At 68.7% G+C, this 20,098-nt stretch carries 22 protein-coding genes and 1 tRNA gene; 14 read left to right on the top strand and 9 right to left on the bottom strand.

From position 1 onward, the window contains the following. Positions 1-5 precede the first annotated feature (5 nt). The 3 genes from SKC42_RS01780 to SKC42_RS01770 all read right to left on the bottom strand — a co-directional run bounded on the left by SKC42_RS01780 (position 6) and on the right by SKC42_RS01770 (position 2,306). On the bottom strand, positions 6-581 hold the full coding sequence (locus tag SKC42_RS01780; RefSeq protein WP_330962591.1) for a hypothetical protein: 576 nt from the start codon (positions 579-581) through the stop codon (positions 6-8). A 66-nt stretch (positions 582-647) separates the two neighbouring features. Beyond that, a complete protein-coding gene (locus tag SKC42_RS01775; RefSeq protein WP_330962590.1) occupies positions 648-2,141 on the bottom strand; it encodes an alpha,alpha-trehalose-phosphate synthase (UDP-forming) in 1,494 nt (497 codons plus the stop codon). Further along, complete coding sequence (locus SKC42_RS01770; protein WP_142280413.1) at positions 2,142-2,306, bottom strand: hypothetical protein; 165 nt, start codon at positions 2,304-2,306, stop codon at positions 2,142-2,144. 108 nt (positions 2,307-2,414) lie between these two features. On the opposite strand from SKC42_RS01770, the gene SKC42_RS01765 reads away from it, so the two are divergent. The 4 genes from SKC42_RS01765 to SKC42_RS01750 all read left to right on the top strand — a co-directional run bounded on the left by SKC42_RS01765 (position 2,415) and on the right by SKC42_RS01750 (position 5,809). Continuing rightward, entirely contained in the window at positions 2,415-3,086 is a 672-nt protein-coding gene (locus SKC42_RS01765; RefSeq protein ID WP_330962589.1) for an ABC transporter ATP-binding protein, read from the top strand. After that, on the top strand, positions 3,083-3,871 hold the full coding sequence (locus SKC42_RS01760) for an ABC transporter permease (RefSeq protein WP_330962588.1): 789 nt from the start codon (positions 3,083-3,085) through the stop codon (positions 3,869-3,871). The genes SKC42_RS01765 and SKC42_RS01760 overlap by 4 nt, the downstream gene beginning before the upstream one ends. 90 nt (positions 3,872-3,961) lie before the next feature. After that, positions 3,962-4,894, top strand: coding sequence for an enoyl-CoA hydratase (locus SKC42_RS01755; protein ID WP_330962587.1), 933 nt, complete (start codon positions 3,962-3,964; stop codon positions 4,892-4,894). Positions 4,895-4,978: 84 nt separating this feature from the next. Beyond that, complete coding sequence (locus SKC42_RS01750) at positions 4,979-5,809, top strand: SDR family oxidoreductase (protein ID WP_330962586.1); 831 nt, start codon at positions 4,979-4,981, stop codon at positions 5,807-5,809. Here the strand turns inward: SKC42_RS01750 and SKC42_RS01745 are convergent. After that, positions 5,792-6,685, bottom strand: a complete 894-nt coding sequence (locus SKC42_RS01745; protein WP_330962585.1) for an NAD(P)-dependent oxidoreductase — start codon at positions 6,683-6,685, stop codon at positions 5,792-5,794. The genes SKC42_RS01750 and SKC42_RS01745 overlap by 18 nt on opposite strands. 65 nt (positions 6,686-6,750) lie before the next feature. On the opposite strand from SKC42_RS01745, the gene SKC42_RS01740 reads away from it, so the two are divergent. Then, positions 6,751-7,542 carry an SDR family NAD(P)-dependent oxidoreductase gene (locus SKC42_RS01740; protein WP_330962584.1) on the top strand — a complete coding sequence of 264 codons (792 nt, stop codon included), beginning with the start codon at positions 6,751-6,753 and terminating at the stop codon, positions 7,540-7,542. Between the two features lie 27 nt (positions 7,543-7,569). On the opposite strand, the gene SKC42_RS01735 is transcribed toward SKC42_RS01740, so the two are convergent. Then, positions 7,570-9,117 (bottom strand): LCP family protein, encoded by a 1,548-nt coding sequence (locus SKC42_RS01735; protein ID WP_330962583.1) that lies wholly within the window; start codon positions 9,115-9,117, stop codon positions 7,570-7,572. A gap of 431 nt (positions 9,118-9,548) precedes the next feature. Between SKC42_RS01735 and SKC42_RS01730 the strand changes: the two genes are divergently transcribed. The 4 genes from SKC42_RS01730 to SKC42_RS01715 all read left to right on the top strand — a co-directional run bounded on the left by SKC42_RS01730 (position 9,549) and on the right by SKC42_RS01715 (position 12,517). Next, positions 9,549-10,697 (top strand): TDT family transporter, encoded by a 1,149-nt coding sequence (locus SKC42_RS01730; protein ID WP_330962582.1) that lies wholly within the window; start codon positions 9,549-9,551, stop codon positions 10,695-10,697. Positions 10,698-10,848: 151 nt separating this feature from the next. After that, positions 10,849-11,013 (top strand): hypothetical protein, encoded by a 165-nt coding sequence (locus SKC42_RS01725; RefSeq protein ID WP_330962581.1) that lies wholly within the window; start codon positions 10,849-10,851, stop codon positions 11,011-11,013. An 81-nt stretch (positions 11,014-11,094) separates the two neighbouring features. Next, entirely contained in the window at positions 11,095-11,970 is an 876-nt protein-coding gene (locus SKC42_RS01720) for an alpha/beta fold hydrolase (protein WP_330962580.1), read from the top strand. Between the two features lie 145 nt (positions 11,971-12,115). Further along, positions 12,116-12,517 (top strand): nitroreductase family deazaflavin-dependent oxidoreductase, encoded by a 402-nt coding sequence (locus SKC42_RS01715; protein WP_330962579.1) that lies wholly within the window; start codon positions 12,116-12,118, stop codon positions 12,515-12,517. Between the two features lies 1 nt (position 12,518). On the opposite strand, the gene SKC42_RS01710 is transcribed toward SKC42_RS01715, so the two are convergent. Next, entirely contained in the window at positions 12,519-13,961 is a 1,443-nt protein-coding gene (locus tag SKC42_RS01710) for a DHA2 family efflux MFS transporter permease subunit (protein ID WP_330962578.1), read from the bottom strand. 229 nt (positions 13,962-14,190) lie between these two features. On the opposite strand from SKC42_RS01710, the gene SKC42_RS01705 reads away from it, so the two are divergent. The 4 genes from SKC42_RS01705 to SKC42_RS01690 all read left to right on the top strand — a co-directional run bounded on the left by SKC42_RS01705 (position 14,191) and on the right by SKC42_RS01690 (position 17,309). Next, on the top strand, positions 14,191-14,835 hold the full coding sequence (locus SKC42_RS01705; protein ID WP_330962577.1) for a S1 family peptidase: 645 nt from the start codon (positions 14,191-14,193) through the stop codon (positions 14,833-14,835). A gap of 156 nt (positions 14,836-14,991) precedes the next feature. Next, entirely contained in the window at positions 14,992-15,456 is a 465-nt protein-coding gene (locus tag SKC42_RS01700) for a lipoprotein LpqH (RefSeq protein WP_330962576.1), read from the top strand. A 53-nt stretch (positions 15,457-15,509) separates the two neighbouring features. Next, positions 15,510-16,421, top strand: coding sequence for an MAP_0585 family protein (locus SKC42_RS01695; protein WP_330962575.1), 912 nt, complete (start codon positions 15,510-15,512; stop codon positions 16,419-16,421). A gap of 105 nt (positions 16,422-16,526) precedes the next feature. Continuing rightward, positions 16,527-17,309, top strand: a complete 783-nt coding sequence (locus tag SKC42_RS01690) for an enoyl-CoA hydratase (RefSeq protein ID WP_330962574.1) — start codon at positions 16,527-16,529, stop codon at positions 17,307-17,309. Here SKC42_RS01690 and SKC42_RS01685 read toward each other — a convergent pair. Then, positions 17,306-17,512, bottom strand: a complete 207-nt coding sequence (locus SKC42_RS01685; RefSeq protein WP_330962573.1) for a hypothetical protein — start codon at positions 17,510-17,512, stop codon at positions 17,306-17,308. The two genes, SKC42_RS01690 and SKC42_RS01685, sit on opposite strands and share 4 nt — an antisense overlap. A 181-nt stretch (positions 17,513-17,693) precedes the next feature. On the opposite strand from SKC42_RS01685, the gene SKC42_RS01680 reads away from it, so the two are divergent. Further along, positions 17,694-18,476 (top strand): DUF732 domain-containing protein, encoded by a 783-nt coding sequence (locus tag SKC42_RS01680; protein ID WP_330962572.1) that lies wholly within the window; start codon positions 17,694-17,696, stop codon positions 18,474-18,476. Positions 18,477-19,230: 754 nt separating this feature from the next. On the opposite strand, the gene SKC42_RS01675 is transcribed toward SKC42_RS01680, so the two are convergent. Both SKC42_RS01675 and SKC42_RS01670 read right to left on the bottom strand, forming a co-directional pair. Continuing rightward, positions 19,231-19,302 (bottom strand) — tRNA-Thr (locus tag SKC42_RS01675). Positions 19,303-19,329: 27 nt separating this feature from the next. Beyond that, positions 19,330-20,055: a hypothetical protein gene (locus tag SKC42_RS01670; RefSeq protein ID WP_330962571.1), complete on the bottom strand. Its 726-nt coding sequence runs from the start codon at positions 20,053-20,055 to the stop codon at positions 19,330-19,332. Positions 20,056-20,098: the final 43 nt, after the last annotated feature.

Below are 20,098 nucleotides of genomic sequence, written 5' to 3'. Positions count from 1 at the left end.
GCCGATCAGTAACAGATAGCGATGTCGTTGCACTGCAACGGATAACGCTGAACAGGGCTGGGCGGCGGGCCGTTCAGCTGCAACGAGAAGGGCTGCTTGCTCATCGCCGGCTGCAGGCCGCAGACGGCGCCGTGTAGCGAGGTATGCGTGCCCGCCATCGTCTCGTTGTCGAACGCGAAGGTCTCGGTGGAGGACCCGGTGCCGCCGTTCGGGCAGGAGAGGCCGTCGGCGATGTCCACCTTGAAGGTCCACAGCCCGCTGACCAGGCGGGCTCTCCCGCTGAAGTTCTGCAGCTTGTCTTGGCGAGTGATGCGTTCGTCCGTGAAGCTCGCCACGTTCAACGAGCAGAAGTCGGCCATGATGTCCGGGTTGGAATAGTCCTTGTAGTAACGGCTTCCGTTGACTTGGTCACAGAGGGCGGTCACCTGCCACGTCACCCCGGAAACACCCGGCTGGTTGAAGGTGTACACGCCATCGGCCGGTGGCGCGACGGCGCTGGCCGGGTCGCCCGACTCCAGCGCGAAGCCCAGCGCGGCCACCGAGAAGATGCCCGCACCGGCGGCCAGCCTGCGACGGATCATGGCCTTCCTCCCTTCTCGCTGCATCGAGTATCACAGCGATCGGGTCGTAACACCATGGGGTCGGAGCTATTCGGCGCCATCCGGCCGCGAGTCCGCGAGCGCGTCGAGGAACGCCCGCGCCCAGCGGTCGACGTCGTGGGCGAGCACCTGGCGCCGTAGCGACCGCATCCGTCGCCGACCGTCCTCCTCGGTCTGGTTGAGCGCCGCCTCGATCGCATCCTTGACACCTTCGGTGTCGTGCGGGTTGACCAGGTAGGCCGTTCGGAGTTCGGCTGCGGCGCCGGTGAATTCGCTCAGGACGAGCGCGCCACCCAGATCGCTGCGGCAGGCAACGTATTCCTTGGCGACCAGGTTCATCCCGTCGCGCAGCGGGGTTACCAGCATGACGTCGGCGGCGACGAAGAACGCGATGAGCTCGTTGCGCGGCACCGGGCGATGCAGGTAGTGCACCACCGGGTGACCGACCTCGGCGTACTCGCCGTTGATATGACCCACCTCGCGCTCGATCTCGCTGCGCAGGAGCTGGTAGCTCTCCACCCGTTCGCGGCTTGGGGTGGCCAGCTGGATCAGCACGGTGTCGTCGCGTTTGGCGCGCCCCTCGGCCAGCAGCTCCGAGAACGCCTTCAGCCGCACATCGATGCCCTTGGTGTAGTCGAGCCGGTCGACGCCGAGCAGGATCTTGCGGGGGTTGCCCAGCTCGGCCCGGATCTCGCGGGCCCGGCGCCGGATGTCACGGTGGCGGGCTTTCGCATCCAGGTCGGCAGAGTCGATGGATATCGGGAACGCGCCCACGCGGACGGTGCGGTCCCCGAGCTCGACCTCACCGAACCGTGAGCGCACGCCGACCGATCCTCGCGACGTGTTGACGCCGATCAGCCGGCGGGACAGAAACAGGAAATTCTGGGCGCCGCCGGCCAGATGGAACCCGACCAGGTCGGCGCCGAGCAGCCCCTCGACGATCTCGGTGCGCCACGGCAGCTGCATGAACAGCTCGACCGGCGGGAAAGGGATGTGCAGGAAGAACCCGATGATCAGGTCGGGGCGCAGCTCGCGCAGCATCTTGGGCACCAGCTGCAGCTGGTAGTCCTGCACCCAGACCGTCGCGCCCTCGGCGGCCGCGCGCGAGGTGGCCTCGGCGAAGCGGCGGTTGACCTCGACGTAGCGCTCCCACCAGTCGCGGTGGTAGAGCGGTTTGACGATGACGTCGTGGTATAGCGGCCACAGGGTGGCATTGGAGAAGCCCTCGTAGTACTGACTGATGTCATCGGCGGACAACCGCACCGGGCGCAGCTCCAGGTCGTCCTGGACGATGGGCTCGTCGTCCTCGTCGAGCTCGTGTTCGGGCCGGTTGTCCGGGACGCCCGCCCAGCCGACCCAGGCCCCTCGCCGGCGGCGCAGCAGCGGTTCCAGGGCCGTGACCAGCCCACCCGGGCTGCGCTTCCAGGCGGTGGTGCCGTCCGGAAGCCGCTCCTGATCCACGGGCAATCGATTGGCGACCACCACGAAGTCCGAATTCCCGAAGCGGGAAGTCTTCGGTTGTTGCCCGCCCCCGGGAGCCATTTAGGTGTCGAGCTTCGCCGGTCCAATACCGAGCATGGACAGGAACACGCGGCATTCGTCGGCGTCGTTCGCGTACGCCGCGACTACTCGCCTCGCCTGGCTTGCGGTGCTGTCGGCCACCGGCTCCACGTCGCCGATTTCCGCCGGGTCAGATTTCGTTGCCATGACACAACTGTAGGCGACGGTTTCGGGCGGTCGCAGCCGTCTCACCAGCAAACGCGTCGTCCCGGGCCGGCGGCGCCCGTCGGCCGTGTGGTGCAGGATGGACGGTTAGTGGACGAGGAGTTGGTGTTCGAGTTCGTCGACGTGGCCGTCGAACGGGACGGGGTCCGGGCCCTCGACGGGCTCACCGCCGCCATTCCCGGCCGCGGTGTGACGGCGATCTTCGGACCGTCGGGATCGGGCAAGTCGACCCTGCTGCGGTTGTGCAATCGCCTGGAGGTGCCGACGAGCGGGCGCGTCCTGTTCCGGGGCGCCGAGATCGCCTCGACCGACCCATTGCGGCTGCGGCGCCAGGTCGGCATGTGCTTCCAGCGGCCCACGCCGTTTCCCGGCACGGTGGCCGAAAACCTGCGGGCCGCCGATCCCGGTGCGTCCGACGTGCGCATGCGGGAGACGCTCGCGCGGGTCGCGCTGACCGGCGCATGGCTGGAGCGCGACGCCGCCGCGCTGTCGGGCGGGGAGGCGCAGCGCATGTGCCTGGCCCGCACGCTGTTGGCCCGGCCGCAGGTGCTGCTCCTGGACGAACCCACCTCCGCCGTCGACGCGGAAGCGGCCACGGTGATCGAGCGGGCGGTGCGCGACCTTGCCGCGGAAGGGATTCCCGCGCTGTGGGTCACCCATGACTCGGCCCAGGTGGAGCGCGCCGCCGACCGCGTCCTGCGCATCGCGCGGGGGCGCGGCCTCGGGCTCGCGCCCGTCGCGCCCAGGCCGGGTCCCCGATGAATGCCCAGGTGGGCTGGCTGGGGCTGGCCACGTCGCTCGTCCTCGTGGCCGCCGCTGCGGCGATTTCATTGTGGCAGCGGCTGGGTTTGGAGCGGCAGCTGGTGTGGGCGGCGGCCCGCGCGCTTGCCCAGCTGCTGCTCGTCGGTGGGGCATTGACGCTGCTGTTCGCGCCCGGCCGCTCGCTGTGGTGGTCCTGGGTGTGGGTGGCCGGCATGGTCGCCTATGCCGGGGATGTGGCCCGTCGGCGCGCGCCGGAAGTCCCCCGGCTGGCGCCGCTGGCGGTGGCCGCGTTCGCGGCCGCGGCGGTGCTCACGTTGGGCGTGATCTTCGGGATGCGGGTGTTCCCGCTGCAAGCGCGCACCCTGGTGCCGATCGCCGGGATGATGATCGGCAATTCGATGACCGCCGCCGTGCTGGTGGCCCGCCGGCTGGTCGACGAGCTGCGCGACAAGCGCGCCGAGGTCGAGGCCCGCCTCGCCCTCGGGCAGACGTCCCGGCAGGCGGCCGCTCCCTACCTGCGGACCGCGCTGCGCTCGGCGATATCCCCGCAGATCGAGACCACCAAAGCCACCGGGCTGGTCTTCCTGCCCGGCGCGATGACCGGGCTGATCCTGGCGGGCGTGCACCCCGTCCAGGCCGTGCTGGTCCAGGCCGTCGTCATGTTCCTCATCCTGGGTTCGGTCGCCGCGACCACCGTCGTCATCGCCCTGGGCCTGGTCCGCCTGGTGTTCACCCGCGACCACCGGCTGGTGCCGCTCGTCGCGCGGCCCCCCGCCGGCCGCTGATCTTCCCAGGCAACGGCCCAACCCTGCCCGGTTTTCGGTTACACACTCGCCGTAATCTGTAACAGTCGGATCTGACAGAAGGTGGGCGCAATGACACTCTCCGAGCAAGCCAAGGCTGAAACCGCTTCCCAGGTGCCCGGCGGCGCCGAGGAGCTGGTGGCCTACGAAACCCTGGACGAGGGCAAAATCGCCCGCATCTGGCTCAACAGGCCGGAGGCTCACAACGCGCAGAGCCGCGGCCTGCTGGTCCAGCTCGACGAGGCGTTCCTGCGAGCCGAGGCCGACGACACCGTTCGGGTGGTGATCCTGGCGGCGCGGGGCCGCAATTTCTCGGCCGGCCACGACCTGGGCTCGGAGCTGGCCATTGCCGAACGGGAGCAGCTCCCGAGCTTCCGCGTCAACGGCGGCACCCGCGAGCCGGTCATGGAGAGGATCTACCTGCAAGAATGGCACTACTTCTTCCAAAACACCTGCCGCTGGCGCGATCTGCGCAAGATCACCATCGCCCAGGTGCAGGGCAACGCCATCTCGGCCGCGCTGATGCTGATCTGGGCGTGCGACCTGATCGTGGCCGCCGACAACGCCAAATTCAGTGACGTCGTGGCCGTCCGTCTGGGCATGCCGGGTGTCGAATACTATGCACACCCTTGGGAATTCGGCCCAAGGAAGGCCAAAGAGTTACTGCTGACCGGTGATTCGCTCGACGCCGACGAGGCCTATCGGCTCGGCATGGTCTCCAAGGTGTTTCCGGTCGACGAGCTGGCAGACAAGACTTTGGAATTCGCCCGGCGCATCGCTGACCGGCCCACGATGGCGGCGCTGCTCGTGAAGGATTCGGTCAACGCCGCGTCCGACGCGATGGGATTCACCGAGGCGTTGCGGCACGCCTTCCACATCCACGAGTTGGGTCACGCGCACTGGGCCGCCCACAACGAGAACAAATACCCGGTTGGCCTGCCGCCCGAGGTCGAGGACTGGCGCAACGCGAAGCCGACCCAGGTCGCCCGCCGCGACACCCCCTGAGTCCCTCCGGGTCGGACTCTGCGCCCGCGGGCCGGTGTGACAGCATGCTAGAACCTGTTTCAGTTTCGGCCTGAGGAGCGTTGGGTGCAGCTTTCCTTCGACAACCGGACGTATCTAATTACGGGCGGTGGCAGCGGAATCGGTAAGGGCGTCGCCGCCGGTCTGGTCGCGGCGGGGGCGTCCGTCATGATCGTCGGCCGCAACCCGGACCGCTTGGCGGCCGCCGTCGAAGAGATTGCGGCGCTCGATGCTGGTGGCGCGATTCGCTACGAGCCCGCCGACATCACCGACGAAGAAGAGGCGGCCCGCGCAGTGGACGCCGCGACGGCATGGCACGGCCGCCTGCACGGCGCGGTGCACTGCGCCGGGGGGTCGGAGACCATCGGGCCGATCACCCAGATCGACTCCGAGGCGTGGCGGCGCACGGTCGACCTCAACGTCAACGGCACCATGTACGTGCTCAAGCACGGCGCGCGCGAGCTGGTGCGCGGCGGCGGGGGCTCCTTCGTCGGAATCTCGTCGATCGCGGCCAGCAACACCCACCGGTGGTTCGGCGCCTACGGGGTCAGCAAGTCCGCCGTCGATCACATGATGCAGCTGGCTGCCGACGAGCTCGGCGCGTCATGGGTGCGGGTCAACAGCATCCGGCCTGGCCTGATACGCACGGATCTGGTTGCGCCCGTGCTGGATTCGCCGGAATTGAGCGAGGATTACCGGATCTGCACCCCGGTCCCGCGACCGGGCGAGGTCGAGGACGTCGCCAACCTGGCGGTGTTTCTGCTCAGCGACGCCGCCGCTTATGTGACCGGGCAGGTCATCAACGTCGACGGCGGGCTGATGCTGCGCCGCGGCCCTGACTTCTCCCCGATGCTGGAACCGTTGTTCGGCGCCGACGGCCTACGCGGAGTGGTCTGACCCGACACCGGCGTCGCGGTCGGCGAGTGACGACAACGCCGACCAGTCCAGGTCCCCGCCGCCGGTCGCCACCAGCGTCAGGAACCGGTCGCGCAGCAGGCTCGCCAGCGGCAGCGGCACCTGCAGCTGCTCGGCCGCGGCCAACGCGAGACGGACGTCCTTGAGGCCCAGGCGCGCCGCGAATCCGGCCGGCTCGAACTCGCGCCGCGCGATCAGCCCGCCATAGGTGTGATACGCCGGCGCGGCGAACAGGGTCTCGGTGAGCAGGTCGACGTACTGTTGGCGGTCCACCCCGGCCTTGCCCACCAGGGCCACGGCCTCGCCCAGGCTCTCGATGACCGAGGCGATCAGGAAGTTTCCGCTCAGCTTCACGAGGTTTGCCGTCTGCGGCAGTTCGGACACCACGAAGGTCCGCTGCCCGATCGCGTCGAACAGCGGCGACAGTGTTTCCAGGACGTCCGAGGCGCCCGCTGCAACCACGAAAAGCTTTGCAGCCGAGGCTGCTTCGGGCCGCCCGAAAACGGGCGCGGCTGCATAACGCTGGCCCGCCTGGGCGTGCGCGGTTGCCAGGCGCTCGGACAGGGCGACGCTGATGGTGCTCGACGACACGTGCGTGGCACCCGGCGCCAGCGAGGCCACGATGCCCCCTTCGCCCAGTGTCACGTCCTCGACCGCGCCGTCGTCGGCCAGCATGGTGAACACGACCTCGCCCCGACTCGCGTCGGCGACGGTGCCCGCGACCGTAGCGCCGTGCCGCACGAGAGCTTCCGCCTTGTCCGGCGAGCGGTTGTAGACGGTCACGTGGTGACCCGCCCTGATCAGGTTCACTACCATGCCCCGGCCCATGTTTCCGAGGCCCACGAATCCGATTTCCATGCATCCAGCCTGCCCTACCGGGTCCGTCCCTACGATGATGAGCACGCCGAGCGACGGGAGCGACGATGAACCGACTCGAGGGCAAGCGGATCCTGGTGACGGGCGCCGCGTCCGGAATCGGGCAGGCGACCGCGCTGCGCTTGCTTGACGAGGGCGCCACCGTCGCCGCCGCCGACGTCGCAGAGGACGGATTGGGCACCACCCGCGCGATGGCGGAGGCGGCCGGCAGCGCCGGCCGTCTCACCACCATGATGATGGACGTCAGCAACGAGGGGTCGGTGATCGACGGCGTGTGCTGGGCCGTGCAGACCCTCGACGGCCTGGACTCGCTGGTCAACGCCGCCGGCATGCTGCGCGCCGCCCACACCCACGAGACGAGCCTGGATCTGTGGAACCAGATCGTCGGGGTGAACCTCACCGGGACCTTCCTGGTGGTGCGTGAGGCGCTTCCGTCGCTGCTGGGGAATTCCCGCAGCGCGATCGTGAATTTCAGCTCGACGTCGGCGTCGTTCGCGCATCCGTACATGGCCGCTTACGCGGCGAGCAAGGGCGGGATCCAGGCCTTCACCCACTCGCTCGCGCTGGAGTACGCCCGCGACGGGCTGCGCGCCGTGTGCGTGGCGCCCGGCAGCATCAAGTCGGGCATCACCGATGCCACGGGCGGCTACATCCCCAAAGACGCCGACTGGTCGCTGTTCACCCGGCTGATGCCGGTCCTGCCGACGACCGTCGAGTCCAGCGGCACCGGGATGGCCGATCCGGGCGTCGTGGCCGGCGTGATCGCCATGCTGGTGTCGGACGACGGTGCGTTCATCACCGGCACCGAGATCCGCATAGACGGCGGCACGCACGCGTAGGGCGGCTTCACGTGGCCGCGATCGCCGCTAGTTGACGCAGGGCACACCGCCGCCGACCACCGGTTTCCCTTCGTTCGGCGTGGGATAGGTGGCCGCGGTCCCGTTGTAGTAGTACGTGTTCGCCTTGCTGGTCGTCGTCGTGGTGGTTGTGGTGGTCGTCTCGTCCGCGGCCGGGAGCGAGAAGTTGGTGTCCACCACCACCCGGATGTGACCGGCGTCCAGGTTGGGGCTGGGTAGCGCCGGCGCGTCGATGCCGAGCGCGTTGGCGACGTTCTGCGCGTCGGTCTCGGCGCCGGCGCCGTATTGCACCGTCGTCGTGGAGGGATCGCCGGATTTGCGATCGCGCACCGTGCCGGAGGTGTAGCCCTGTTTTCTCAGCGCGCTGGATACCTGGGTGGCCATCCCGCTGATGCTGCCGGCATTGACCACGTCCACGACGGTCGAGGGACTGGGCTTGGCGGCGGTGGTGGCCGGCGTGGTCGACGGCGCGGGCGCGCCGATCGCCTCCGCCACCTCGGCCTTGATTGCGGCGGGGTCGATGATGTTGACGTCCAGGCCGTCGATGTTGTCGTAGCGGACCACGGGCAGCGTGCGGAATTCGATGTTTCCGCCGGCGAGCGTGCCCAGGCGCTGGATCAGGTCGTCGTTCCAGCCCGCGGACAGCACGACGTCCTTGCGCGCAACGGCCATCAGACTCTTGAGCTTGTCGATGTTGGTGAAGGTGCCCGAGCTCTGCAGCTCCTCCATGACCGACGACAGGAACGCCTGCTGCCGGTGGGTGCGGTCCAGGTCCCCGTTGTCCAGGCCGTGCCGCTGCCGAACAAACGCCAGCGCCTGCGCCGCGTCGAGCCGCTGCCGCCCGGCCGGGAAGTCCGCGCCGGAATACGAGTCGTACACGTCGTGGTTCAGACACACCTCCACGCCGCCCAGCGTCTGCGCCATGTCGAAGAAGCCGGCCAGGTTGACCTCGGCGAAGTAGTCGATCGGGACGCCGGTGAGGCTGCGCACCGCGCGCAGGGTCGCCGCGCGGCCGGCCTCGCGGCCCTTGGTCTCCAACTCCTTCTGGTCGCCCACGCCCTGGTTGACCAGCTTCTGGGCGACGTACTGCTTGGTGAGCCCGTACGCCTCCTTGATCTTTATGTGGTTGTACCCCGGGACACCGTTGAAGGGCACCCAGTCGTCGCGCGGAATGGAGAACGCGACGACTTTGTCGTCGGCCCCGACGTGCACGAGGATCAACGTGTTGGTGTTGTAGCCGCCGTCTTCGGAGTCGCCGGCGTGGAGATGCTTGAGGATCGACCACGGCAGGTCGTTGCCGTCCTGGTCTTTGCGCGAGTCCAGCCCGATGAGCAGGATGTTCATGTTGTCGCCACTGGACCGGGGGTCTTCGGGGCGCAGGGCGTCCGAGACGGTGATGCCGCCCAGCGCGCCGTGGGCCACGTAATAGCCGGCCGCGGTCATCAACACCGCCCCCACCGAAACCAGCGCCATGAAGCTGCGCGTCAGCGCCTTCCGCAGGCGGGATGGCTGGCGGACGGCTCGATGACGGCGATGAGCGCCGCCAGAGCGTGCCATCACAAACCTCGGCTCCGCGCATCACCGCGGACCGCGGACGCGGTTTGCGGCAAAGTCGCAAGAAGCATGCCGTCAAGTATGCGGGAGCTTGCCGCGCAGTCCCCAATCGAAAATTCCGCCCGAGCGCGGGCGAACGCCGCTCTCGGCGCCTACCGCTGGCTCAGACGGCGCCTCTACCAGCACTTTCGGCGCCGGACGCCCGTCGATTGAGACGGCTGGGCGGCGGATACCGATTCGATGTGGGCGCGGTCACAGTACGAAGCGTGGGGACGGCTAGTGCACCTTCACCGACTCCTCGTTCGATTTGTAACAGAACCGGATGTCGTGGCCGGTGACGTTTTGCTCCATGCGTGCGCGGTCCGCACCGGTTCCGTCGCGGATGGGAGTTTAGGCCGCGCATCCCGCCGCCTCCGCGCAGTAGGTTTCCTGCTATGGCCACCGCAACGCCGCAGGGCGTCCCGCCGCCGCTGACGCGGGTAGAGGTTCTCGGCAACATCGGGCCCAACTGGTTCGCCTCGGTGATGGGGACCGGGATCGTCGCCACCGCCGGTGCCACCCTGCCCGTCCACGTGGTGGGTTTGCGGGCGTTCGCCGAGGTGGTGTGGGTGGTCGCCGCCGTGCTGCTGATCGTCCTGATCGTCCTGGTCGGCGGCCACTGGCTGCGCCACCCCACCGCCGCGCGGAGCCACGCGCGTAACCCGCAGATGGCGCACTTCTACGGCGCGGCGCCCATGGCGCTGATGACCGTCGGCGGGGGAGCGGTGCTGGTCGGCGGCGACCTGCTCGGCGAGCGCGCCGCCGTCGACCTGGACTGGGTGCTGTGGACCGCCGGCACGCTGGGCGGCCTCTTCACAGCCGTCAGCATTCCGTTCCTGATGTTTACGCAGCACGACGTCGAGCCCGACGCGGCGTTCGGGGGCTGGCTGATGCCGGTGGTCCCGCCGATGGTGTCGGCGGCGACGGGGGCGCTGCTGCTGCCACACATGGCAGCCGGCGTCGGGCGGCAAACCATGCTGTACGGCTGCTACGCGATGTTCGGGTTGTCGCTGGTGGCCTCGCTGAACATCATCGCGATGATCTGGAGCCGCCTCGTCCTGTACGGCACCTCCGGCTCCGCTCGGGTGCCCACCCTGTGGATCGTGTTGGGCCCGCTCGGGCAATCCATCACCGCGGCCGGGCTCCTGGGTGCCACCGCCGGCCTTGCCGTCGACCAGGCGGTCGCCGAGGACATGAACGCCTTCGCGATCGTCTATGGGGTCCCGGTATGGGGGTTTGCCGTGCTGTGGATCGCGCTGGCGACGTCCCTCACGGTGCGCACGTTGCGACGCGGCATGCCGTTCGCGCTGACGTGGTGGAGCCTCACCTTCCCGGTCGGCACCTTCGTCACGGGGACGGCACAGCTCGCCGGGCATACCCATCTGCCGGCGTTCAGGGCCGCCGCCGCGATCGCTTATGCCGGTCTGCTCTTCACGTGGCTCCTGGTGGCGGCGCGCACCGCCCGGGGCAGCGTCGGCGGCAGTCTGTGGAAGTCGCCGCCGAGCACTGCGCCGGTCAAGGCCAGCAAACAGCGGGTGTCGTGAGCACTGCGGACGGGCGGAATCCCGCCGCGGTTTCGGATCTCGACGGCTCGGGTAGGCAAGTTTGAGCCCGTCGGCGGCGGTGACGGCTGGAGCGGCTTTCCGCAGCCGGAGCGGGCACAACGAAGCAACCCAGCAGATACGGGGGACAGGCATGCGCGCTGAAGAGGGCGACGAAACCGTCAACGACTACGCCGCCGAGGGGCAACAGACCCTGAGCCGACTCAAGGGATTCCAGCAAGGCCGACTGGGCGGAGTTGCCCGGCGGTTCGCCAAATTGTGGCGCGGTGAGCACGGGGATGGCGCCCCACCGCAGTGAGTTGACGCGCGGCGCGGCGCGGCGCCTCCGCATTTGCTGAGCGGGCGCGGGCCGCGAGTCCGGGCGAATTAGTATCACGTGATGACGAGGGCAGCGGAACCGTTCTCTATCCAGGGCCCCGGCGGCGTACGCATCGTCGCTGACCGCCTGGGCGACCCTACGGCGCGGCCGGTGGTCTTCCTGCACGGCGGCGGGCAGACTCGCCGCTCCTGGGGCAAGGCGGCCGCCGCGGTGGCCCAGCGCGGTTGGCAGGCCGTCACCATCGATCTGCGCGGTCACGGCGAATCGGACTGGTCGGCCGACGGCGACTATCGCGTCGTCAGCTTCGCCGCCGATGTCCTTGAAGTGCTGCGCAATCTGCCACCGCGCCCAGTGCTCGTGGGTGCCTCGCTCGGGGGATTCACGTCGATGTTGCTGGCGGGCGAGATCTCGGCGGGGATCGCGAGCGCGGTCGTGCTGGTCGACATCGTGCCGAACATGGACCAGTCGGGAGCGCACCGGGTACACGCCTTCATGGCCGACCGGGTGGAGTCGGGTTTCGGCTCGCTCGACGAGGTCGCGGACGCGATCGCCGAGTACAACCCGCACCGGCCACGCCCGACCGACCTGGCGGGCCTGACTGCTAACCTGCGGCGCCGCGGCGATCGCTGGTACTGGCATTGGGATCCCCAATTCATCAGTGGCACAGCCGCGTTTCCGCCGTTTGAGGTCACCGATCCCGATCGGATGCATGCGGCTGTCGAGGCCATCCTGGCGGGCGGCGCGCCGATGCTCCTGGTTCGGGGCCAGATGAGCGACTTGGTCAGCCAGGACCGCGCCGACGAATTCCTCGAACGGTTCCCGCAGGTCGAGTTCACCGATGTGCGCGGCGCCGGGCATATGGTCGCCGGCGACCGCAACGACATCTTCGCCGAAGCGGTCCTCGATTTCCTGGTCCGCCACGTGGGCGCCGACTGACTTCGATCGATGTCCCCGCGGGATCGCTTGGCGCCCTGCCTATTTCGAAGCAGGCCCCGCTGGGGTCCAAAGGCCCTAGGAACCCGTCCGGTGCCGGGCCTACCGTGTTGGTCGAAAGCGACGCATCGGATCCAAGGAGCCCAGCATGGCCCTCGACACGCTTCGGGTGTTCAACAAGCATGTAACGAACCCCATCATGATGCTGCTGGCCGGCCAAAAGTATTGGTACGCCGGGGTTATTGAACACACCGGCCGGAACTCTGGCAAGCCGTATAGCACCCCGGTGGTGATCGAACGTGTTGGCGACGGCTTCATCATCCCTCTTCCGTATGGCACACAGGTGGATTGGCTGCGAAACGTGCTCGCGGCAGGCCGCGCCACGCTGCGCGTGCACGGGGAAACGTGTGGGGCCGTCGAACCCGAGGTCATCGACGCGGCGGCGGCGGGCGGGCAGCTCTCCCCGCGGCGTCAGCGGGAATTCGCCCGGTTTCGGATTCGCAATTACCTCAAGCTCAAGGCGGAGTCGGCTGCTACCAGGCAGAACTGATTCATCGCGCGCGACGGCCGTCGGCCCCGCGCGGCAGGAATGACGCCGGGACCGCGGCCGCCGCGAGCAATGCCAGCGCAACCAGGAACGCGCCCCCGTAGGCCCGCGAGATGTCGGCGGTGGCGTGCGTGGCGCCGTCGGTCAGGATCACCGACATCAACGCGGCCCCGACGCACGCCGCGACGTGATGGTTGACGTTGAACAACGTTGTCCCGTCGCCGATTCGGCGGTCGGGCAACGTTTGCACCGCCGACCGGGAAACCGGGGTCGCCACGCAGCCGCTGCCGATGCCGAGCAATGCGAGCCCCGCCATCAGCTTTCCGATGTCTCCCCTGATCCCACAGACGAACGCCGTGAGGCCCGCTGCGCCGAGCGCGATTCCCGTCAGCACGACGCGGCGCGCACCGTACCGTTGCGTCAGACGGCCCACGATCGGCCTGACCGCGGCGGCACCCAGCGTTTGCGGCACGAGCAGCATCCCGGCCTGCAGTGGCGTCTTCCACAGCACCTGCTGGAAATAGCCGGGAAGAATCAGGCAGCTCCCGAAGAATGCGATGGCGAACAAGAACCTGACGGCGTTTGCGGCCGCCACGTCCCGATGTTTGAGCAACCGCAGGTCGATCAGCGCGCCCTCGGGGCGGCGCAGGGCGCGTACGACGAATGCGCCGATCAGCAGCACGCCGGCGGCGGCCGGCACGTGCGCTTCGGCGAAGGCGCGGTGTTCCGGAAGCTGGGACACGCCGTACAGGAACAGCGCCAGACCGGGCGACAGCAACAGGAAGCCGACGCCGTCAAGCCCCTTCTCGGGAGCCGGAACATTCTCGGGCAGAACGAATCCCGCGACTATCAGGGTCAGCAATCCGATCGGGACGTTGATCAGGAAGACCGCTTGCCAGCCGAACGAGCCGATGAGCCAGCCACCGAGCATTGGCCCATAGATCGGGGTCAGCAGGGCCGGAACCGTGCTGATGGGCAGCACTCGGCCCATGCGTCGCGGGCCGGCCGCATGCGCAAGGATGGCCAGCTGCAGCGGCACCAGCGTTCCCCCGGCAAACCCCTGAAGCACGCGAAACGTGACCATGAGGGCAACGCTGGGCGCCTGTGCGCACAGCAACGACGCCCAGGAGAACAAGGCCACCGATCCCAGGGCGAGAACTTTGGTGCCGACCCTGCCGGCGGCCCAGCCGGTTATCGGGATCGCCGCCGCCAACGCCAGGCTGTAGCCCGTTACGGTCCACGCGACGACGGCCGGAGTCGACGAGAACTGGTCGACGAAGGTTCGTTGCGCCACATTGGCGATCGTGGCGTCGAGCGTGACCAGCGCGGGCAACAGTGTGCACGCCAAGGCAACGAGGGCGAGCCTGGCATCGAGGCTGCCGGACCGGGCGGCGGAAACCTCTGCCGCGGGACAGGGCTCGGCGTCACCGGCGCTGGTCAGAAACATGGGCAGAGGATCCGCGTCCGCTCTTGGCGGATCCTTGGGGGATCCTTGGAACGGCCCCGCTCCCGTCGACTTCCCCGCTGGGCGAGCAACTCCGCCGATCGGACACCGCCCGGCCGGACGAGCCTGCCAAGGCCGCCGCTTGGCGGCTGTGACCCGTTTTCGCTCGCCTTGCTAACTAGAAGGTCTTCGGTTGTAATCATGCAGCCCGGCACGAGTGGAGGAGGATGGCGTGGTCAAATCGTGGTGGCGCGGCGTGGGCGTGGTTGTTGCCGCGACGTTGACCGCGACGGTATCCGCCGGCGCGGCACGGGCGGCGACGCCGCCGTCGCCGGGCATCCAGGTCGATGCCGAAACCAGCAGGTGCACATCAGGGTTCGCGGCCCAAGGCAGCGACGGCAGCTACTACCTGATGACCAGCGGGCACTGCGACGCGCACGACGGTTCCGAGTGGACCTATGGCGACGACTTGCCGCTCGGGAAGATCAGCGCAAGCGAGAAGGATGGCGACAAGCGGGACGCGGCCATCATCCGGCTGGCCCCGACTGTCGGTGCGCCCGTGGGCGATGTGGGCGGCCAGACTGTCCGCGACGTGTTGAGTGCCTCCCAACTTCGTGTGGGTATGCCCTTTTGCAAGGTGGGTGCGATCACCGGCGAGACCTGCGGGGCGATCACCGACATCCAGGGCGGCGTGGTCGAAGCGAGCGTCTTCAGCCTCAACGGTGATAGCGGCAGCCCCGGTTACGTGAAGAATTCCGACGGCACCGTCAGCGCCGTCGGGATTCTGATGTCTTCGCCGGACGGCGACGACAACACTACCTACTTCACGCTCGTCCACCCGCTGCTCGGCAAGTGGGGCCTGCGCGTCCTACCGTGACGCCGGCGCCCCCTCGGCGGCCGAACGCTTAGTTTTGCAAGTCTACGGTGTGGGTATTCGCCGCTGCGGCGCTGTGAGCGCCCGTGCGAGGGCCCCTGGGAGCCGCCGGAATTCGGGCGGTCCCGACGAGCGCCAGAGACTCGAAGGAGACATCTAGTGAAGCGTGGGATCGTGGTCGGCGTGGCGGGCATGGCGGTGGTGGCCGCCGCCTGCGTCGGCTGTTCCAGCAACAAGTCGAACAACGGCGCGTCGAGCTCGGCGCCGCAGGCGACCGGCCCACAGCTGATCGTCGACGGGCAGAACCAGAACATCAGCGGCCAGGTCACCTGCAACACGGCCAACGGCAACACCACCATCGGTATCGGGGACGCGACCGCCGGGCTCGGCGCGGTGGTCAGCAGCGACAATCCACCGATCGTTCACTCGGTCGGGCTGGGCAGCGTCAACGGCGTCACGCTCGGTTTCTCCGACGCCGCGCCGAACCAGGGCAGCAACGCCGGAGCGGCCGTCAACGGCAAGGCGTACGCGATCAAGGGCACCGCGACGGGTGTCGATATGAGCAACCCCAATCAGCCCCAGACGGTGACGAAGTCATTCGAGCTGGACGTGACCTGCCCGTAGTGCGGGCTCGATACCCGGGAGGGGACCCACTGATGTCAACGCAACGTGCGTCAATGAAACGTGTCGTCAGCGCTGCGGCGGTTGCGATCGGTGTCGGCGTCTCGGCGATGACGCTGGACCCGGGGCTCGCGAGTTCGGCCCCCATGGACCCACCGCCCCCATGCCCGAATTGCCACGGCGGCGGTGGCGGGGGCGGCGGCAACGGCAACCCGGGCGGCGGGTCCGGCGGCGGACCCGCCGGTGGGCCGCAGAGCCCGCCGCAGACGCACGAGGCGCCGAGTACACAGACCCAGGCGCCCCAGTCCAAGGCGCCAACCACCCCGAGTCAGGCGCACAGCACGCCCAGCCCGCAGAGTCAGGCCCCGACCACCCCGAGCACGGCCAGCGAGGCCCCGAGCACGCCCAGCACGCCGGGCCAGGCCCCCAGCACTCCGAGCACGCAGACCACCCAGCCCGGCTTGCAGACCACTCCGCCGAGCGCCCAGACGACGCAGCCTGCGCAAGGCCCGAGCACCTCGCCGTCGAACAGGGAATTCCGCCCGGCGCTCAACCCGCCGAGCACCCAGCCGCCACACCCGGCGTACGTGCCGCGGGAGAACCTGGTCACGGCCAGCGCGCAGATCGGCGGTCCCGGTGACCTGGGCAACGCGTCGGTCCAGTTCAGCATCGTGGGTCGCGGCGCGCCGCCCCCGCCGCAGCCGCGGGGCTTCGGCTGGAACGACGGGCCGGCCCCCGGCCACCCGCCGCCGCACTGGATCGGGCCGCCACCCCAGGGCGGGTGGGACGGTCCGCCGCCTCCCGGGGGATGGAACCGCCCGTGGGCGGGGTCGCCGCGCGACGTCGCGCTTGCCCGCGCGGACTACGGCCCGTTCAACTACGACACCTTCACGGTGTTCCCGGTCTTCAACTGGCAGTACGGGGGCTGGGGTTACTGGTTCTTCGGGGTGTGGGTCCCGCTCTACTGACGGCGTTTGCGTTGCCGAAGCTGGGAAGGCCGCGGCCGAGGGGGTGCTAATCTTCCGCCGCGCCCGGTTCGCGTGACCGGGTAGCGACCGAGGAGCGACTGAACGATGGAGTCAAGGTTCGTCCGGCTTGGCCGCGACGGCGGCACGGTCACCATCGAGCTGACCAACTCCAAGCCCCTCAACATCATCGGCGCAGACGCCATCGCCGAACTGGCGGAGGCGTTCCGCAACGTCGGCCAGGACCCCGACATCCGGGCCGTCGTGCTGCGCGGGACCGGCGAGCGGGCGTTCATCGGGGGCGTCGACATCAACGAGATGGTGGCCCTCGATCGGTCCACCGCGGAGGTGTTCATCCGTCGACTGGCCGGCTTCTGCGAGGCGATTCGCGCGTGCCCGGTCCCGGTGATCGCCCGGTTGGCGGGGTGGTGCCTGGGCGGGGGACTGGAAGTCGCGATGTCGTGTGACCTGCGAATCGCCGAGTCCGGCGCGAAGTTCGGAATGCCGGAAGTGGCCATGGGAATTCCCTCGGTGATTCACTCGGCTCTCATGCCGGCGCTGATCGGGGCTTCGCACGCGGGCTGGTTGTTGATGACGGGCGAAACCATCGACGCCGGCACGGCGGCCGACTGGGGCCTGGTGCACGAGGTGGTCGCACCCGACGCGCTCGACCGGCGCATCGCCGAGTTGGGTGCGAAGTTCACCGGGTTCGGGCCTCAGGTGGTGCGACAGCAGAAGCGCCTGCTGAACAAGTGGTTCGACATGACGGTTCACGCGGCGATCGAAGACAGCGTCGAGCAGTTCGGCCTCGCCTTCCTCACGGGCGAGCCGCAACAGCACATGCGCGCGTTTCTCACGCGCAAGAAGGACCGGCGCCCCGGCGACGCTTAGTCCCCGTCGGCCACCGCTTCGTCCGAGTCATCGAAGTCCTCGGCCTTGTCGGCGTACTTGCTCAGTAACCCCGCCAGCCCGCGGGCCTCCTCGGGCGACAACAAATCGTCGAACAATTGCTCGTCGTCCTCCGAGATCCGCTCGAGGTAAACCGCGTTGCCTTCGGAGCCGACGTCCCACCGGCCCCCTTCGTGACGAACCATCCGATGCCGCCTTTCGACCGTGATCTGTCCACCCGAAGCGCCCGACGCTACTGCGCTTGTTTACCCACTTCCGGTGTGGCGGATGTCCGACGCTGTGAAGTTGCTCAGCTCGGCGGCGGCATGGCCCGGACTTGTGGCCCCGGACTTGTGACAACGTCGCGACGCTCGCAAACTGGTTGATATGCGCGACCGCGAGACCATCGACGCAGAATTGCGGCGCATTGCTCGTGGGCGTCAGTCGATCCGTGCGCAGGGCGGTCAGCCGTCGTCCACCGAGGTTGACCGACTACTCGACGAGCTCTTGGCGCACAGCGCGGGAGCGTCGGACATCGACGTGGTGACCGCGCGCGAGAGCCCGGTCGGCGCGACCTCCCGCTCGCAGCGCAAGAAGGCGGCTCGCCGGCGCCGCGCGGGGCTGTGGCGCTTCGGCCTCTTCGCGGCGTTGCCGCTATCTCTGGTGGCTGTCGCAGCCGCGGTGCTGGTGATGTTCACGGGGCGCCACCACGATTCACCCGCTCAGCCGACGGAAACCAAAAGCCCGCCGTCGGCCGCGCCGGCACCGAGTCCCATTGCGCCGACGGTGCCCGTGCCACGGACCGACATTGTCGACACGGCGTTCATCGCGGCGCTGAAGCACGAAGGCGTACCGGTCCCCAGCCAGGAGTACGTGACGACCCAAGGGCACGCGGTCTGTGACTTCCTTGCGCGGCGGCCCAATTTCGCCGATGCGGTCGGATTCGTTCAGCAATCGTCGATATGGGACGCCAATCAAAGCGCCAACGTCACCGCGGGCGCAATCGCCTCGTATTGCCCTCAATCTCAACCCGCGGCCGTGGACAACATGCAGCCGGTCTATCAGGACACCCTCTCGGACCTTCAGGCCATTGAGGGAAAACTGCGAGGAATCCAGGGGGACCTGCGGGACATCGAGGGAAACCTGCAAGGCCTGCCGGGACACCCATGAGATGGGTGAGCAACACCTGCTGAGGCACGCTCTTGAGGCCGCGTCACCTCCCACCTTCCCCACGCCGGGGTCCAATCCGGCGCCGCGACGTGGGCGTTCTTGGCGATGCTCGAGGCGCGTTTCTTAATCAGTGGTTCATCCGCGATCGATGCTGCGCGCTGACCGGCGAGCACAATTCTTGCGTCTGCGCGCAGCCGGCTTGACGCTGCGCGCATCAATAATCCTGTGCTCGTTGAACCCGCGACGTCCCGGTGTACAACGGGGACAGCCCATTTCGCTCGTGCAGGTCTGATTCCATCGTCGCTTTCGCCCGTCACGAAGGCCACGGAAGGCATTGGGATGAAAGCAGTCGGGATCGCGGCGGTAACCGCCACAGCTCTCGCGTCGTTTGCGGTGGTAGCCGCCACACCCGTTGGGGCACAGACGGCTCCATACGCCGCCGGCTCTGGGGCGTCCTGCGGAGGCCGCGCGGGAGTCCTGTCGTTGGCGCCGCAACGTCGTATTCCGATAACGTCGCCCCTACCGGCGACCGCGGTGCCGCTGTGGACGCCACGGGTCGTTCCGCCGAGTCCCCTGCCCCCGAGCGCGATCCCGGTCTCGGACGCTCACGGGGAGCCGACCCAACCTTGGTGGCCCTCGGCGCTGCACTACGGGGTGTTGCTGACAGCGGTGTCCCTTATCGCATGGAGGGTGGGCTTGTCTTTGCATCGTGCCTCGGGCTCGTGACAAGACAGTGCGCGAGCCTATTGCGCTGAGCCCCCTGTCAGGATTGAACTGACGACCGCTCGCTTACAAGGCGAGTGCTCTACCACTGAGCTAAGGAGGCGGGTAAACCGCGTCCAAGCCTAATGGCTCACTCGTCGCTGTCGATCACGCGCTGCGAGCGCACCGTCCGCGACACCGGCCGCCGTCCGGGGCGGCGGCCCGGGATCGGGATGCGGTCGGCGATGTTGCTGAGCGGGTTGACCACCATCGTGAGTCCGATGACCGCGTCCTGCAGGGTGGCGATCGCCGGTTCCAGCGCCTCCATCCCGGGCGTCAGCCGGGCCAGCGTGTCCGCGACATCGGTGAGCTGGTCCAGCGGACCGTTCTTGGCGGTCAGTTTGTCCACCAAGCCGCCCTCGCTGAGCAGCCGGTCGGCCAGCCCGTTCTCGCCCAGCAGTCGCTCGATCAGCCCTTCCTCGGCGAGGAGCTGATCGGCCAGCCCGCCGGGCTGCAGCGCGCGGTGCAGGCCGCCGCCTTCCGCGGTCAGCCGGTCGAGCAAGCCGTCCTCGGACGTGAGGAGGTCGACCACGCCGCCCGGACGCAGCAGCCGGTCGATCGGCCCCTCGGGCGCCACGGCGCGCCCCAGGGGCGCGTCATCATCGAGCAGCCTGGCCAGGCGGTTGGCGCGAACGATCGCGTCGTCGATGCCCAACATGGATGTCATGGCATTCGTTCCGCCCGCCCCGCCGTCCCCGAGCGCCCGCTTCGCCACGCCGACCGCCGCAGTCGCTACGGCCAGGCTCGCGTCCGCCGCCGCCAGGCCCACCCGTGCGGGAGCGGTCGCCGCGGACACGATGCTCTTGGCGAGATTCACCCTGCCGAGTTTATCCACGACTCGACCCCATAAACGCGTACGA

This window comes from Mycobacterium sp. 050134, from assembly GCF_036409085.1.
Lineage (GTDB): Bacteria > Actinomycetota > Actinomycetes > Mycobacteriales > Mycobacteriaceae > Mycobacterium.
The sequence above is the reverse complement of the archived record's forward strand: the minus strand, read 5'-3'. Positions and strand labels throughout refer to the sequence as shown.